The 15,193-nt window shown below is 63.6% G+C and carries 21 protein-coding genes and 1 tRNA gene; 20 read left to right on the top strand and 2 right to left on the bottom strand.

What is annotated here, in order from left to right; translation table 11 throughout:
* From tuf to rplL, 9 genes are all read left to right on the top strand, one after another.
* Window positions 1-184 (top strand): elongation factor Tu (gene tuf, locus VKF82_03880; protein ID HME81200.1); only part of this gene is annotated, 184 nt, incomplete at its 5' end.
* A 6-nt stretch (window positions 185-190) separates the two neighbouring features.
* Window positions 191-355 carry a 50S ribosomal protein L33 gene (gene rpmG, locus VKF82_03875; protein ID HME81199.1) on the top strand — a complete coding sequence of 55 codons (165 nt, stop codon included), beginning with the start codon at window positions 191-193 and terminating at the stop codon, window positions 353-355.
* Window positions 354-429, top strand: a tRNA-Trp gene (locus tag VKF82_03870). The genes rpmG and VKF82_03870 overlap by 2 nt, the downstream gene beginning before the upstream one ends.
* A gap of 49 nt (window positions 430-478) precedes the next feature.
* Window positions 479-772 carry a preprotein translocase subunit SecE gene (gene secE / locus VKF82_03865; GenBank protein HME81198.1) on the top strand — a complete coding sequence of 98 codons (294 nt, stop codon included), beginning with the start codon at window positions 479-481 and terminating at the stop codon, window positions 770-772.
* Window positions 773-776: 4 nt separating this feature from the next.
* Window positions 777-1,391 carry a transcription termination/antitermination protein NusG gene (gene nusG / locus VKF82_03860; GenBank protein ID HME81197.1) on the top strand — a complete coding sequence of 205 codons (615 nt, stop codon included), beginning with the start codon at window positions 777-779 and terminating at the stop codon, window positions 1,389-1,391.
* Between the two features lie 3 nt (window positions 1,392-1,394).
* The gene (rplK, locus tag VKF82_03855) at window positions 1,395-1,814 is read left to right on the top strand and encodes a 50S ribosomal protein L11 (GenBank protein ID HME81196.1); all 420 of its coding nucleotides are present in this window, start codon (window positions 1,395-1,397) and stop codon (window positions 1,812-1,814) included.
* A gap of 85 nt (window positions 1,815-1,899) precedes the next feature.
* Window positions 1,900-2,604, top strand: a complete 705-nt coding sequence (rplA, locus tag VKF82_03850; protein ID HME81195.1) for a 50S ribosomal protein L1 — start codon at window positions 1,900-1,902, stop codon at window positions 2,602-2,604.
* A 312-nt stretch (window positions 2,605-2,916) separates the two neighbouring features.
* Window positions 2,917-3,450, top strand: a complete 534-nt coding sequence (gene rplJ / locus VKF82_03845; GenBank protein HME81194.1) for a 50S ribosomal protein L10 — start codon at window positions 2,917-2,919, stop codon at window positions 3,448-3,450.
* Between the two features lie 52 nt (window positions 3,451-3,502).
* Complete coding sequence (gene rplL / locus VKF82_03840; protein ID HME81193.1) at window positions 3,503-3,880, top strand: 50S ribosomal protein L7/L12; 378 nt, start codon at window positions 3,503-3,505, stop codon at window positions 3,878-3,880.
* A gap of 63 nt (window positions 3,881-3,943) precedes the next feature.
* Here rplL and VKF82_03835 read toward each other — a convergent pair whose 3' ends face one another.
* Window positions 3,944-4,801: a M48 family metalloprotease gene (locus VKF82_03835; protein HME81192.1), complete on the bottom strand. Its 858-nt coding sequence runs from the start codon at window positions 4,799-4,801 to the stop codon at window positions 3,944-3,946.
* A gap of 250 nt (window positions 4,802-5,051) precedes the next feature.
* Here VKF82_03835 and VKF82_03830 point away from each other — a divergent pair, with 250 nt between their 5' ends.
* The 3 genes from VKF82_03830 to VKF82_03820 are packed head-to-tail and all read left to right on the top strand — an operon-like array spanning window position 5,052 to window position 6,798.
* Window positions 5,052-5,480, top strand: coding sequence for a cupredoxin domain-containing protein (locus VKF82_03830; GenBank protein HME81191.1), 429 nt, complete (start codon window positions 5,052-5,054; stop codon window positions 5,478-5,480).
* 19 nt (window positions 5,481-5,499) lie between these two features.
* Window positions 5,500-6,138 (top strand): hypothetical protein, encoded by a 639-nt coding sequence (locus tag VKF82_03825; GenBank protein HME81190.1) that lies wholly within the window; start codon window positions 5,500-5,502, stop codon window positions 6,136-6,138.
* A 12-nt stretch (window positions 6,139-6,150) separates the two neighbouring features.
* Complete coding sequence (locus VKF82_03820) at window positions 6,151-6,798, top strand: hypothetical protein (GenBank protein HME81189.1); 648 nt, start codon at window positions 6,151-6,153, stop codon at window positions 6,796-6,798.
* Between the two features lie 24 nt (window positions 6,799-6,822).
* On the opposite strand, the gene VKF82_03815 is transcribed toward VKF82_03820, so the two are convergent.
* A complete protein-coding gene (locus VKF82_03815; GenBank protein HME81188.1) occupies window positions 6,823-8,931 on the bottom strand; it encodes a sodium-translocating pyrophosphatase in 2,109 nt (702 codons plus the stop codon).
* 139 nt (window positions 8,932-9,070) lie between these two features.
* Between VKF82_03815 and VKF82_03810 the strand changes: the two genes are divergently transcribed.
* From VKF82_03810 to VKF82_03775, 8 genes are all read left to right on the top strand, one after another.
* Window positions 9,071-10,090 (top strand): ABC transporter permease, encoded by a 1,020-nt coding sequence (locus tag VKF82_03810; protein HME81187.1) that lies wholly within the window; start codon window positions 9,071-9,073, stop codon window positions 10,088-10,090.
* A gap of 168 nt (window positions 10,091-10,258) precedes the next feature.
* Complete coding sequence (locus tag VKF82_03805; GenBank protein ID HME81186.1) at window positions 10,259-10,843, top strand: FHA domain-containing protein; 585 nt, start codon at window positions 10,259-10,261, stop codon at window positions 10,841-10,843.
* Window positions 10,844-11,032: 189 nt separating this feature from the next.
* Entirely contained in the window at window positions 11,033-11,269 is a 237-nt protein-coding gene (locus VKF82_03800) for a helix-turn-helix domain-containing protein (protein HME81185.1), read from the top strand.
* Entirely contained in the window at window positions 11,266-12,096 is an 831-nt protein-coding gene (locus VKF82_03795; GenBank protein HME81184.1) for a FliA/WhiG family RNA polymerase sigma factor, read from the top strand. The genes VKF82_03800 and VKF82_03795 overlap by 4 nt, the downstream gene beginning before the upstream one ends.
* Window positions 12,097-12,116: 20 nt before the next feature.
* Window positions 12,117-12,719, top strand: coding sequence for a hypothetical protein (locus tag VKF82_03790; GenBank protein HME81183.1), 603 nt, complete (start codon window positions 12,117-12,119; stop codon window positions 12,717-12,719).
* Window positions 12,720-12,778: 59 nt separating this feature from the next.
* On the top strand, window positions 12,779-13,684 hold the full coding sequence (gene ftsY, locus VKF82_03785) for a signal recognition particle-docking protein FtsY (protein ID HME81182.1): 906 nt from the start codon (window positions 12,779-12,781) through the stop codon (window positions 13,682-13,684).
* 118 nt (window positions 13,685-13,802) lie between these two features.
* Complete coding sequence (recA, locus tag VKF82_03780; GenBank protein HME81181.1) at window positions 13,803-14,843, top strand: recombinase RecA; 1,041 nt, start codon at window positions 13,803-13,805, stop codon at window positions 14,841-14,843.
* Window positions 14,844-14,873: 30 nt separating this feature from the next.
* On the top strand, window positions 14,874-15,193 hold a 320-nt coding region (locus VKF82_03775), incomplete at its 3' end, for a regulatory protein RecX (GenBank protein ID HME81180.1).

The following is a 15,193-nucleotide window of genomic DNA, read 5'->3' as shown; positions in this document are numbered from 1 at the left end:
CACGACCGACGTGACGGGTTCGATCACCCTGCCCGATGGCGTGGAGATGGTGATGCCCGGGGACAACGTGAAGATGACGGTGGAGCTGATCACGCCGATCGCGGCTGAAGAGGGCTTGCGCTTTGCGATCCGCGAGGGCGGACGCACGGTCGGCGCCGGCGTCGTCACCAAGGTGATCGAATAACAGCACATGGCGAAGAAAGATAATAGAGTGATCGTGACGATGGCCTGCGGCGACTGCAAACGCCGCAACTACACGACGATGAAGAACCGGCAGCATACGAGCGCGCGGCTGGAGCTGAAGAAGTACTGCCGCTGGTGCAAGTGCCACACGGCCCACAAAGAGACCCGATAGGGCGGTAGCTCAATTGGTAGAGTAGCGGTCTCCAAAACCGTTGGTTGCAGGTTCAAGTCCTGTCCGCCCTGCCAGACCTTCGAAGATATGTAGCGGTCGAATTCATTCGACCGAAAGGAAACGATGAAGCGCATCACAGCCCCAGGCAGACCCGTCGACGAGATCGACGCCAAGCCGGTGGCGAAAGAGAAAGACAAAGAGAAAGAGGCGCGCGCCGAAGAGCGCGAGCGCCAGTGGCGGCGCATCGTCGACGGCTACCGCGCGATCGTGTCCGAGATGAAGCGCGTGACCTGGCCCAGCCGCGACGAGTGGGTCTCGGCGACCCTCATCACGGTCGGGCTGGTGGCGGTGGTGGCGATCTGGACGTCGCTGATCAGCCGCATCGTCGAATTCGTCTTCCATATACCGGCGGCTTGACGGCGTGATGGAAGACGTGCAACAGCAAGAGATCGATCAGGACGCAGCCGCGCTCGCGGCCGAACTGCTGGCGACCCCGGAAGATCCGGATCGCAAGTGGTACGTCGTGCACACCTATTCGGGCTACGAGAACAAGGTCAAGGCCAATCTCGAACGGCGCATCAAATCGATGGCGATGCAGGACTTCGTGTACCGCGTGCTCGTGCCGACCGACAAAGAAGTCGAATTCAAGGACGGCAAGCGCAAAGAGGTGGAGAAGAAGGTCTATCCGGGCTACGTGCTCGTCGAGATGAAGATGACCGACCAGTCGTGGTACGTCGTGCGCAACACGCAGGGCGTCACCGGATTCGTCGGCTCGCCGGGCTCGGGCGAGAAACCGCTGCCGCTTGCCGACAAAGAGGTCAAGACGATCCTCAAGCAGATGGGCATCGAGACGCCCAAGCTGAAGATCGACTTCGCCAAGGGCGATCGCGTGAAGGTGACCTCGGGGCCGTTCTTCGATTTCACCGGTACGGTGGACGAGATCGACCCGCAAAAAGAGCGCCTGCGCGCGCTCATCTCGATTTTCGGCCGGGAGACGCCGGTGGAACTCGAATTCTATCAGGTTGAAAAGGTATAGACAGTGAAGAAAGTCATCGCGAAGATAACGCTCCAGTGTCCGGCCGGTGCCGCGACGCCCGCGCCGCCCGTCGGCCCGGCGCTCGGCCAGCACGGCATCAATATCATGGAGTTCTGCAAAGCGTACAACGAGCGCACGCAAAAGGACAAAGGCAACATCATTCCGGCCGTCATCACGGTGTTCGAGGACCGCTCGTTCACGTTCGTGCTCAAGACGCCGCCGGCATCGGAGCTCATCAAGAAGGCGGCCGGCGTGGAGAAAGGTTCGGGCGAGCCCAACCGCAAGAAAGTCGGCAAGATCTCGATGGACAAAGTGCGCGAGATCGCCAAGGCGAAGATGGCGGATCTCAACGCCAACGACATCGACGCGGCCGCGAAGATCGTGGCCGGCACCGCGCGCTCGATGGGCATCGAAGTCGGCTAGCCCGATTGAGATGTAGCGGTCGAGTTTACTCGACCGGATCGTGGGAGGCCGAAAGCCGCACGCACCACGGGAGGAACAAACGACCATGGCAAAACCTGGAAAGAAATATCGCGAAGCCCTCAAAGCGTTAGGCGACGAGCGCCTGTTCGATACGGCGCGCGCGGTCGAGCTGGTCAAGGCCAACGCGAAGGCGAAGTTCGACGAGACGATCGAGCTCCACGTGCGCCTGGGCGTCGACCAGAAGAAGCCCGAGCAGAACGTGCGCGGCACCGTGGTGTTGCCGCACGGTACGGGTCAGACTAAAAAAGTGATCGTGTTCGCCAAGGGCGAGCGCGCGAAAGAGGCGCAAGAGGCAGGCGCGGACGTGGTCGGCGATCAGGATCTGATCGACCGCATCAAAGGCGGTTGGCTGGATTTCGACGTCGCGGTCGCCACGCCGGACATGATGGGTGCCGTCGGCTCCAACCTCGGCAAGATCCTCGCTCAGCGCATGCCCAACCCGAAGACCGGGACGGTGACGCAGAACATCAAGCAAGCGGTTGCGGAGATCAAGGCCGGTAAGGTAGAATACCGCTTGGACAAGGCGGCCAACATCCACGTCGTCGTGGGCAAAGCATCCTTCGATCAGCAGGCGCTGCTCGAGAACGTGACGGCCGTGATGGACGCGATCGTCAGAGCGAAGCCCGCCTCCGCCAAAGGGACCTATCTCAAGAGCGTCACGGTGACGAGCACGATGGGTCCGGGCGTGCGGATCGATCCGACGAGGCTCAAATCGGCGGCCGCAGCCTAACCAGAAAGATGTAGCGGTCGACTTTAGTCGACCGAAAAGTGTAGCGGTCGAATTCATTCGACCGTCGGGCGAAAGCCCGAAGCGTCCGATGACCGCAGGTCGCAGCCCGCACGGGGTTGCGGTAATCTCGCAAGAGGCCTGCCGAGGAAGCGAACAGCGAACATGGAGCGGTCGAATTCATTCGACCGAAACCCCGATCGCCAAGCGCTTTCTCGAGCCGCTCGAGAGGGCGCTTTTACTTGGAGCGGCCGAATTTATTCGGCCGAAACGGTCGAAATCGTTCGACCGAGCGATCGGAGGTGAATCGAATCTATGCCAACAGAAAAGAAAAACGCGGAGATCGAAGAGCTGCGCAAACGGGTCGACGGGAGCGCCAGTCTGTTCTTCACTGACTATCGTGGCCTGACGGTCGGCGAACTGCGGACGCTGCGCGACGAGCTGCGCAAGGACGCGGCGAGCTACTCGGTCGTCAAGAACACGCTCTTCGGTATCGCCGTCGGCGACGAGCGGCGCGCCCAGCTCAAGGACATCCTCGCAGGCCCGACCGCCGTCGCGTTCGTGAAGTCGGATCCTGTGGCGGCTGCCAAGGCGCTGGCGAAGTTCGCGAGCGACTCGAAGAAGCTGCAGATCAAGGCTGGGCTCGTCGATGGCCGCTTCCTCGCAGCCGGAGAGGTCGAAGCGCTTTCCAAGATCCGCGGCCGGCGCGAGCTGCACGCCGCGCTCGTCGGCAGTCTCAAGGCGCCGTTCTACCGGCTCCACGGCACGCTGCACTCGGGCATCAGCAAGCTCGTGCGCACCTTGCACGCTTTGCACGCACAACGGTCGGACGCGCAACCCGCGGTCTGATGTAATCCCGCGATCTTGATCGCGGGCGTCAAGAAAGGAATTCAACGCAATCATGGCAGTTACGGATATTCTGGATCAGATCGACAAGCTCTCGGTCGTCGAACTCCACGAGCTGGTCAAGTCGCTCGAGGACAAGTTCGGCGTCTCGGCTGCAGCCCCGGTCGCGATGGCCGCTCCGGCGGCCGGCGGCGCGGCAGCACCCGCCGCCGAAGCCAAGACCGAGTTCGACGTGATCCTCACCGCCGCGGGCGAGAAGAAGATCAACGTCATCAAGGTCGTGCGCGAAGTCGTGCCGGGCTTGGGCCTGAAAGAGGCCAAAGACCTCGTCGAAGGCGCGCCCAAGCCGGTCAAGTCGGGCGTCACCAAGGAAGAGGCCGAGGCGATCAAGGCCAAACTCGAAGGCGAAGGCGCCAAGGTCGAGATCAACTAGTCACAGACCACGCAGATCCCCATCGGCAGGCGGCGCGACCGAAGGTCGCGCCGCTTGCCGATGTCACGATGGGTTGATGATCAGACGCGTGTTCGGATCGCCTTGCGCCAGGCCACCGCGCGCCACGAGCTGGCTCGTCCAGTGCCCGTACGTCTGCGGCTCGCTGGCGAAAAACGATTCGATGCGCGCGATGCGCTCCTTGGTCGACGGATGGTCTTGGACGTACGACTCGAAGCCGGCGTCGCCGTACAGCTTTTCAAGCTTTTGGAAGAACCACACCATACCCCACGGATTGTAGCGCGCGCCGTTGGCGAGGATGACGCCTTCGTGGTCGGCCTGGTATTCTTGTTGGCGCGAGAAGTTCAAGAAACCGTATCCAGCGCCGAGCTGAGCAAGATTGTAGACGTTCGCGGCGCCCTGGGTGCGCACGAACAAGCTGCCGATCGCGAACAGGATATTCAGATCCTGCGCTTGCTTGAGGCGGTTCATCACGTGGCCAAGCACGATGTGGCCCGTCTCGTGGGCTACGACGCTGGCCAGCTCCTCGACGTTTTCGGCTTGGCGCAGCAGGCCTTCGTTGACATAGACCCATCCGCCCGGCACCGAGAAGGCGTTGGCCTGCGCGCCCTTGACGATGACCCAGTTCATCGTGTACCAGTGCGGTGCGGCGGCGGTCGAGATGCGCGCGCCGGTTTCGCGCAGGATATCATAGTAGGGCGACGTGTCGAGGATCAGTCCCTGCTTGCGCTGGTCGTCGTAGACTTGCTGGCCGATGCTGCGCTCTTGGGCGTGGTCGTCGGCCAGCGCGAGCCCGGGGCGGCTCGCCAGAGCTGCCGCCGACAACGCGAACCCTTGCAAGCCGCACAGAAAGCATCGTCGGGTCAGTCGCGAGCGCGTGGTGTGCGCCGGTTCACTCATCATGGCTCCGATATTGAAACGAAGCGGTCGTGTGTGGTCGTTGCGGCCGCCGCACTGGCCAAAGGCGTGCGGGACGACCGCCGCCGGCCGATATCCTTAAGAGGTCGGGCGCTTCAGGCATGCAATGATATACCCGGTCCAGCGACCTGACGCCTTATGCAGGTCGCGGGGAGTATTGGACTCAGGACCCGAGTGGGGTAGTGGCTTGTTGAGGGGACCGCGAAGCCGTCAAAGAGCTTCCATTCTTGGGCTAATGGTGGCGTTATGCGCAGCCGGCGGATTCGCCATCGCGCGCGGCGCCCTTCCGCAAACCGTCGCGGCGGCCACCCCGGTGCCAGGCGCGACCGCGTCACCGGCAGCGTCGCCGTCACCGACTGGGACGCCCGTCCCGACCCCCACGCCGGCGGCGACGCCGGTCCCCGTCACGATCGACAAGGATGGATTTCACCCAGCAGTCGTGCGGGTCAGTCCCGGCCAAAGCGTGGCATGGACGAATGCCGACAAGAAGCCCCACGCGGCCACCGCCTCCGACGGGTCGTGGGATACGGGGCAGATCGACCCGGGGCAGAGCCAGACCTTGCAGTTCTTCGAGTTGGGAAAATGGGATTATCTAGACGGGTTTAATCCCGTGATGCACGCGACGCTGATCGTCGCCACGCCTCTACCCGGCGGCGCGCAGTGAGTCTGTAAGGAGCGCCTGCGTGCCGTTCGATGACCGCGAGAACCTGCCGACACCGCTGCCCGTCGCCGCGCAGATGCAGGCGCGCAACACGGAGTATAACCTCGATCTGACCGGCCGGGTCACGCATCTCGACGAAAAAGGGCTGCTCACGACGTTCCCGGTCGAGATCCCGGCCGGCACCGTGCTGTTCTCGATCATCGACCTGCGCACGATCAACGCCACCGTCCGCGGTCTCATCAGCGTGCGGTTGCAGACCGAGGACGAGCTCGGCGGTTTCCACACGCTTGCGGATTTCGTCGACCTCAATCCTGACGAACGCCGCAAGATCACCCGGCTGCACGGCGGCGGGCCCGAAGGGCAGGGCTCCATCAATCGCGGCGATGAAGGCGGCGGCCAATCGCGCGTCCAGAACATCCCGATGTCGACCATCGCGCCGAAGACGCCGCGCACGTGGCGCCTGAACTTGAGCTGGCTGCCCAAGGTCACGTTCACGGGGTTGATCTGGTGGCTGCTCGGGCTGATCTTCTATTCGATCGTGTTGGCCGGCGTGGTCGCGATCTTCCCGCAAGGCCGGGCCTGGGAACTCGGCGTGTACCATCGCCTGCTCCACGAAGTGAACCATCTCTGGCCCAGTCTCGGCCACCTTCTAGGCCTCTGAAAGGACGCTCACATGTCATACGCGCGCCGCTTTGGTCTGTGTATCGCCCTCGCGCTCGCCATGTCGCCGTGCCTCGTCCGCGCTGATGCGGCACCCTCGAGTTCGCTGCTTGGCCACAATCTCGTCGTCAACGGCGGGGCTGAGGCGGGACCCGGCCTGCCGCAGTCCGGCAGCACCACCATTCCGGGTTGGACGACGACCGGTCATTTCACCGCGGTCGACTACGGCTATGACGATTATCCGTCCAAGCTCACACCCGGTCCCAGCGATCGCGGCGAGCACCTGTTCTCGGGCGGCACTAGCGATCCGCTCTCTACGGCGAGCCAGAGCATCGACGTGTCGCTTCTCGCCACGGCCATCGACAGCGGCAAGGTGAAGTATGCGTTTTCCGCGTGGATCGGCGGTTGGGCAGGCCAGAACGACTATGCGACGGTCAGCGCGACCTTCTACGGCGCGGATCGAGGGAAGCTCGGGCAGACCGTTTTGGGACCAGTCACGAGCGCGCAGCGCGGCGGCCTGACCGCCCTCTTGCGGCGAGCCTCCAGTGGCGCCGTGCCGGCAGGCACCCGCTCCATCGGCATCAAGATCACCTCGACGCGCTTCGAGGGCAGCTCGAACGATGGCTACACGGATAACATCGCGCTCGTCCTGCAGATGTGATCCCGCGGTCTCGAGCGCGGCCGTCTATTTCAGGAACGGCACCAACAGCAGCGAGACGATGTTGAGGACTTTGATCATCGGGTTGATGGCCGGTCCCGCGGTGTCTTTGTAGGGATCGCCGACCGTATCGCCGGTGACCGCAGCCGCGTGCGCCGGGCTGCCCTTGCCCCCGTAGTGGCCGTCTTCGATGTACTTCTTGGCGTTATCCCACGCGCCGCCGCCCGAGGTCATCGAGATGGCGACGAACAGGCCGGTGACGATGGATCCGACCAGCACGCCGCCGAGCATGAGCGACGCGTTGTGGCCGGTGAAGATGTGGAACACCCCGAGCAGCACGACCGCGATCGGTGTCAGCACGGGGATGAGCGCCGGCACGGGCATCTCGCGCAGCGCAGCGGCCGTCACCAAGTCGACCGTCTTGCCGTACTCAGGCCGCGCGGTTCCCTCCATGATGCCCTGGATCTCGCGGAACTGACGGCGCACTTCCTCGACCACCGCGCCGGCCGCGCGCCCCACGGCCTCCATGCACAGCGACGCGAACAGGTACGGCAGCGCGCCGCCGAGCAGCAGGCCTGAGAGCACGTAGGGATCGTCGAGCTTGAAGACGAGTTGCGCGACCGCACTCGACAGCTCTTGTTGGAACGACGAGAACAGCACGATGGCGGCCAGCGCTGCCGAGCCGATGGCGTAGCCTTTGGTCACGGCCTTGGTCGTGTTGCCGACCGCGTCGAGCGGATCGGTGATGGCGCGGACTTCCGGTCCGAGCTTGGCCATCTCGGCGATGCCGCCGGCGTTGTCGGTGATCGGCCCATAGGAATCGAGCGCGACGATGATGCCCGCCATGGACAGCATCGCCATGACGGCGATGGCGACGCCGTACAGGCCCGAGAGCGAATACGATATGAGGATGCCGGCGACGATCGTCAGCACCGGCGGCGTGGTGGCCTGCATCGAGACCGCCAGGCCGGTGATGATGTTCGTGGCATGGCCGGTGGTCGACGCTTTGGCGATCTCCTGGACCGGTTTGAATTGCGTGCCGGTGAAATACTCGGTGATGATCACCATGAGCGCGGTGATGACCAGGCCGACGAGCGCGCACACCCACAACCGCCATACGACGAACTGGCCGGTACCGCCCATGATGGCGTCGGCGTCGCCCATCACGTGTTTGGTGAGCGGATACAGCGCGATAGCCGCCAGCACCGCGGCAATCGTCAGGCCCGTGTACATCGCCGCCATGATGCTGGTGCCGCGGATGCGCACGAACCACGAGCCGATGATCGAGGCGATGATGGACACGCCGCCGATCGCGAGCGGGAAGAGCGTCGACGCCATCGCCAGTGCGGGGTGCGAACCGAACACGAGCGAGCCCAACAGCATCGCCGCGATCGTCGTCACGCAATAGGTCTCGAACAGGTCGGCCGCCATGCCGGCGCAATCGCCGACGTTGTCGCCGACGTTGTCGGCGATGACCGCCGGGTTGCGCGGATCGTCCTCGGGGATGCCGGCTTCGACTTTTCCCACCAGATCCGCGCCGACGTCTGCGGCTTTGGTGTAGATGCCGCCGCCAAGACGCGCGAACACCGAGATGAGCGAGCAGCCGAAGCCGAGGCCGACCATCGCGGCGAGCGCGCGTCCCAGGTCGTCGCCGTAGATCGAGTGCATCAACGCGTAATAGCCGGCGACCGCGATGATGCCGAGGCCGACGACGAGCAGTCCCGTGATCGAACCGCCGCTGAACGCGACCGAAAAGGCCGCCGCAAGTCCCTTTCTTGCGGCCTCTGCCGTGCGCACGTTCGCGCGTACCGAGATGGACATGCCGATGAAGCCGGTGGCGCCAGACAGGATGGCGCCGATCAGGAAGCCGACAGCCGGCTCCCACGCGCGGAAGGCCACGAGGAGCACGACGATCAGCACGGCGGCGACGACGGCGATCGTCGTATACTGCCGGCGCATGTACGCCAGCGCGCCCTCTTGGATCGCGGCGGCGATCTCTTGCATGCGCTCGTTGCCGGCCGGCTGGCGCAGGACCCAGCCGATCAGGTATGCGCCGTACGCCAAGGCGAGAACGCCGCAGCCGACGGCGAACCAAATCGAAATCGAGAAGACCGTCGCAGATGTCGCAGATGTCATGAAAACGTCACGTGCTCCAACAAGAAAGCGCCGTAAGTCGGTGAGGAAGGAGGGTCTTTGCGGTCTGCCCCGCGCCTCCTGCGCACGCGTCTACTCCGGGTGCAGGGCCGCATGCACGCGCCTGGAAATCCCTTGAACAGTGGCCAGATTCATCGCGCAACGCGCGTTGCGCTTCGTCGCCGTCTTGTTCACGATCACCGTTCTCTCGTTTGCGTTCTTGCATTTGATCCCCGGCAATCCGATCCAGATCATGCTGGGCGAACATGCGACCAAAGCCGACATCGAGCGGCTCACGCACGAGCTGCGTCTCGACCAACCCTGGTACGATCAGCTCGCCGCATATCTCTGGCAGGTCGGGCACGGCAACCTCGGGCGCTCGCTCGAGGACAATGTGCCGGTCGGCACCAAGCTGATGGAACATTTCCCCGCCACGGTCGAGCTTACGCTGGCAGCGATGCTGTTCGCGGTGCTCGTGGGCATTCCGGCCGGCATAGTCTCGGCGCTGACCCACCGCAGCGCGCTTGACACCGTCATCAACATCGTGGTTCTGCTCGGCGTGTCGGTGCCGGTGTTCTGGCTTGGCTGGATGATGCTGTATCTGTTCGCCTACGAGCCCAGCCGAGCCGGCGTGGATCTCTTCCCCATCGGCGGACGGCTCTCGCTGCGCTACGTGGTGGAGACCCGCACGCACTTCGTCCTGCTCGACAGCTTGCTTGCGCGAAATTGGGCGGCGTTCGGCGATGCGCTGCGCCATCTCGTCCTTCCCGCCATCACGCTCGGCACGATTCCGCTTGCGATTATCGCCAAGATGACGCGCGCGAGCATGCTCGAGGTCCAGTCGATGGACTACATGCGCACCGCACGGGCTAAGGGCTTGGGAACCTGGGCGGTGGTGGTGCGCCATGGGCTGCGAAATGCGCTCATCCCCATCGTCACGGTGGCCGGGCTGCAGATCGGATTGTTGCTGGGCGGCGCAGTCCTGACCGAACATATATTCGCCTGGCCTGGGGTGGGCAGGCTCGCCTTCGAGGCCATCAGCAACCGCGACAGCCCGCTCGTCAACGGCTCGATACTCCTCTTCGCAGCGACTTTCGTGCTCGTCAACCTGGCTATCGACGTCGCCTATGCGGGGCTCAACCCAAGGATCCGCTATGCGTAGCCGGGCCTCGCTAACGAAACTCTCAGTACGCCGGCCTCGTTAATAGGCTAGAATGGGCCTGGGAGAGAACAAACGACTGGGGGCCCTGTGTTCTCGGTCACTCCGACCAAGGTGCGGACGATGATACGATATCGTATGGAAGACCCGCTTTCAGGAAGCCGGCCTGGCGTGAGCAAACGTATGACGTTGGATGGCACGGGCGATCGGTCCGGCCCCACCCACAAATCTTCTTCGTCGGCCTCTTCATTCGGAGCCGTACGGAGCGATGAGAGCGCGCGCTTATGCGGGCGCTGCTTCGCGCGCAACTACGCAGGCGAGACCTACTGCAAGATGTGCGGCGAGCCGCTGCCGGCAGAAGTCGCCCAGCTCGACGAGTCCGCGACGCGCCGCCTCGAAGCGCCGGCCGTGCGCGGCTGCGTGACCGTCCATATCGAGCGCGACGGCAGCGAGATCGACCTGCCCATCGATACCGACGTCGTGCTGATCGGCCGGGCATCGGTCACCGATGGCGTGTATCCGGATATCGATCTGGCGCCATTCGACTTCGGCAATTTCGTGTCGCGCCGCCATGCCTTCATCGTGCGCCGCCACGGCAGCTTTATCATCGAGGATCTCGAGAGCACCAACGGCACATCGCTCAACGGCGCGCAGCGCCTCGTGCCGCATGCGCCGACGCCGCTCCGGCATGGTGACAAGATCATGTTCGGGGAAACGAAGGTGACGTTCACGACCGAGGCCGTCCCGCAAGACTGACCTGCCCAGGAAAGCAACCCGTGGAGCGGTCGAATTTATTCGACCGCTTGTTGCGTCGTGCTCCGTTTTACGGTCGTATCCTATATAGATAATCTCGTTCAGCTCGTAAAAAAGGGATAAAAGCGAAAAAACGGGAAACGACCGGACCCTGCCTGGGACCGCGTTATTAGAGAGAGCAGCGATTTGCGTATGGTTGAAGACCGCCGCGCGACGCGCAAAAAGAACCGGGCCAATGATTGGATGACCTCAGGCGAGGTCGCACGCGAGCTCAATATGACCGACGCGGCTATTCGCCGTTGGGCGCGCGAGGGGCTGGTCGAAGCGATCAAGACACCGGGCGGCCAGTACCGGTTCCGGCGCGAAGCGCTCAATCAGCTGTTGGCGGGCAACGGCCACACATCGTCTAAGGCGAAGGTCAAACGATGATACAGCATCGCGTGACCTCGCGCACCTACGCCATCGCCGGGCGCAACCTCAGCCGTGAGGAGATCGTCCACAAGTTTCTGCCGCTCGTGAAGTATGTCGCCGGCAGGATATCGGTCAATCTTCCGTCGCACGTCGAGATCAACGACCTCATCAACGAGGGCATCCTCGGGCTCATCGACGCGATCGGCAAGTACGACGACTCGCGCGGCGTGAAGTTCGAGACCTACGCGACGACGCGCATCAGCGGCGCGATCCTCGACGCGCTGCGCGCCATGGATTGGGTGCCGCGCGCGGTGCGCCAGAAAGCGCGCGAGCTCGAGCGCACCTTCGGCTCGCTCGAAGCGCGCCACGGCCGCGCTCCTGAGGGCGAAGAGGTCGCCAAAGAGCTGGGCTTATCGCTCAAAGAGTACCACACGCTGCTGCTCAAGATCCGCGGCACCTCGATCCTGTCGCTCGAGGAGTTCTTGCCGAACGAGAAGGGCCATGACGTCGCGCTGCTCGACACCCTTAAAGATTCGGGCCCCGATCCGACGTTCCAGGTCGAATCCGCCGAGATAAAATCCGCGCTGTCGACCGCCGTCGAGTCGCTGCCGCCGCAAGAGCGGACCGTCATCTCGCTCTATTATTTCGAGGGGCTCACGCTCAAGGACATCAAGAGCGTGCTCAACGTGTCCGAATCGCGCGTGTCGCAGATCCACGCCCAAGCGGTCATCCGCCTGCGCTCCAAGCTCAAGACGCTGCACATGGATCTGGGCTACCGCGAAGGCGACCCGACTGTCCACCAGAAGTACGTGCGCAAGAAGCCGCAAGCCCAGCAAGCCTCGTAAGCTCTGGGACGGACGTAACCGTGTCGCTCGAAGTGCTCAACACCGCCGGAACGCTGCTGACCGCTGCGGTCATCGCTACCACCGCGATCGCGGCGATCATCCAATTGCGCCACATGCGTACCGGCAATCAGATCGCCGCGATGCTGAGCATCGGCGAGAACTTCAGCAGGGACGAATTCAAGCAAGCGGAGCAGCTGGTGGTGCACAAGCTGGGGCCCGCGATGTCCGACCCTGCCTTCCGCCGTTACGTCGTCGCGTTCGTCCGCGATCCCTCGCCGGCCGAGGTCGAGCCGCATTTCGTCAAGGTGCGTCAGGCGGCGATCCTCATCGGCAACACGTACGAGGAGCTGGGGATCCTTGTCAAGACGGGGATCGTCGATGCAGAACTCTTCCTCGATCGCTATTGCGCGGTGATCAATCGGAGCTGGAACCGTCTAGCCGATTTCACTGCACTCGCGCGCGAATCCAATGACGATCCAGGCATCTGGGAGAACTTCGAGTACGTCACCGTTCTTTCGCAGGACTGGATGAAGAAATTCGCCTCAAGTTACCCCAAAGGGATGCGGCGCCTGGAGATACGCTCGCAGTGGCCAGAAGCGGCTAGAGAGCGAGCTCGCGCGTGAGACGGAAAAAAGGGTTATCCACAAGTTAGTCGGCTCGCAGGTGTCGAAGCACTCCGTCCATGGTATGGGTTTCCTCCCTGCGCGATGCGCTCTCGAAGACGCGCAAGGAGCTCGCCGGTCACTGGAACGCCCTTGTGGGGCGCCAGCTCGTCGATGACGCCTTCTGGAACGAGCTCGAAGAAACGCTGATCTCGGCTGACTTCGGGGTCAGCACCACTGACAAGATCATCGCCCAGCTCAAGGTCGCGGCCCAGCAGCAGAACCTGCAGGCGGCGGGTGACGTCGTGCGCGTCTTCCGGTCCGACGTGGCCGACTATCTGGCCCATCCCAAGCTTGCGCCGGTACCCGCGCGGACCAAGCCCCACGTCGTGCTCGTGGTCGGGGTGAACGGCTCGGGCAAGACGACCACCATCGGCAAGCTGGCCGCACAGGAGCGCGCGCGGGGGCGCAGCGTGCTGCTTATCGCTGGGGACACCTTTCGCGCGGCGGCGGCCGAGCAGCTGGAGATCTGGGCCAAGCGCTCGGGCGCGGAGTTAGTGCGCCACGCCGAGGGGGCGGACCCTGCCGCGGTGGTCTTCGATGGCTTGGCGGCGGCGAAAGCCCGGGGCAGCGACGTGGTCCTCATCGACACGGCCGGGCGCTTGCAGACCAAACACAATCTAATGGAAGAGCTCAAGAAGATCCGCCGCGTCATCGCGCGCGAGGTCCAAGAGGCCCCGCACGAGACATTGCTCGTGCTCGACGCCACAACCGGCCAGAACGCGCTCTCACAGGCCAAGCTGTTCCACGAAGCGGCCGACGTCACAGGCATCGTCCTCACCAAGCTTGACGGGACGGCCAAGGGCGGGATAGTCGTAGCGATCATGGATCAAGCCGACCTGCCGGTCAAGTACGTCGGGTTTGGCGAGCAGGTGGACCAGCTCAAGGCGTTCGACCCGGCGTCGTACGTGGAGGCATTGTTTTGACACGCCGCACGCTCGGGCGTATAATGGAGCGTTCCGGCACGAGCCGGATGGAGCGGTCGAATTCATTCGGCCGTTGCAAGAGCCCCGGCCGCAAGTCGGGTGAAATAGGGAGATCTCGGTGTCGGAAAAAGAAAAGGCCTTAGAAAACGCGGTCGCTCAGATCGAGCGCCAATTCGGCAAAGGCTCGATCATGAAGCTGGGCGAGGCGGCGGCCAACACGGCGATCGAGACCATCTCGACCGGTTCGATCGCGCTCGACATCGCCCTCGGGGTCGGCGGTTTGCCGAGAGGCCGGGTCGTCGAGATCTTCGGTCCCGAGTCATCGGGCAAGACGACCTTGACCCTGCACTGCATAGCTGAGGCGCAAAAGGGCGGAGGCGTCGCCGCCTTCATCGACGTCGAGCATGCGCTCGATCCGGCGTATGCCCGCAACCTCGGAGTGGAGCTGGACAATTTGCTTGTCTCGCAGCCGGATACGGGCGAGCAGGCGCTTGACATCGCCGAGATGCTCGTGCGTTCCAACGCGGTCGACATCGTCGTGATCGACTCCGTCGCCGCGCTGGTCCCCAAAGCGGAGATCGAAGGCGACATGGGCGATACGCACGTCGGCCTGCAGGCGCGACTCATGTCGCAAGCTCTGCGCAAGCTCACCGCGGCGATCAGCAAGTCCAAGACGACGATGGTGTTCATCAACCAGATCCGTGAGAAGATCGGCGTCATGTTCGGCAACCCTGAAACCACCAGCGGCGGCCGCGCGCTCAAGTTCTACTCGTCGGTGCGTCTGGACATCCGCAAGCTGGAGACCATCAAAGTCGGCACTGACGTCGTCGGCTCGCGCACGCGCGTCAAAGTGGTCAAGAACAAGGTCGCGCCGCCGTTCAAAGTCGCTGAGTTCGACATCACGTACGGCAAAGGCATCAGCCGCACCGGTTCGCTCATCGACGTCGGCCTGGAGCAGAACATCATCGGCAAGACGGGCTCGTGGTATACCTATGGCGAGACGCGCATCGGCCAGGGCCGCGAGAACGCCAAAGCCTATCTCGAGGAGCATCCGGAGCTGGCCGAAGAGCTCGAGGACAAGATCCGGGCGCTCATGGAGAAATCCCAGCCCAGCGCCGCGGACAACGGCAGCGTCCGGTATGCGGTCGCCGAGAAGTAGCACACCCAAGCCGCAGGCGGGTGGCGCAAGATGAACTCGCCGGCGCCGGCATCTCCGGCGTTCGCGGCCGCCGTGCGCCTGCTCTCGGGCAAGCGGCTCACGAAATCGCAACTGGGGCAGAAACTGCGCGATCGGGGCTACGAGCCTTCGGCGATCGAAGAAGCCATCGCCGTATGCGAAGAGCGGCGCTATATCGACGATCGCACGTACGCGCAGCTCTACGTGAAGAGCATCCTCGACCGCAAGCCGGTCGGGCGCATGCGCCTGCTCCACGATCTGCTGCGCCACGGCATCGACGGCGATCTCGCGCATGCGGTCATCGACGAGTTCACCGGCGAGGGCGATGAAGA

Source organism: Candidatus Eremiobacteraceae bacterium, from assembly GCA_035314825.1.
Classification (GTDB): domain Bacteria; phylum Vulcanimicrobiota; class Vulcanimicrobiia; order Eremiobacterales; family Eremiobacteraceae; genus JAFAHD01.
Note: the sequence above shows the minus strand (reverse complement) of the source record. Positions and strands in the feature narration are given on the sequence as shown.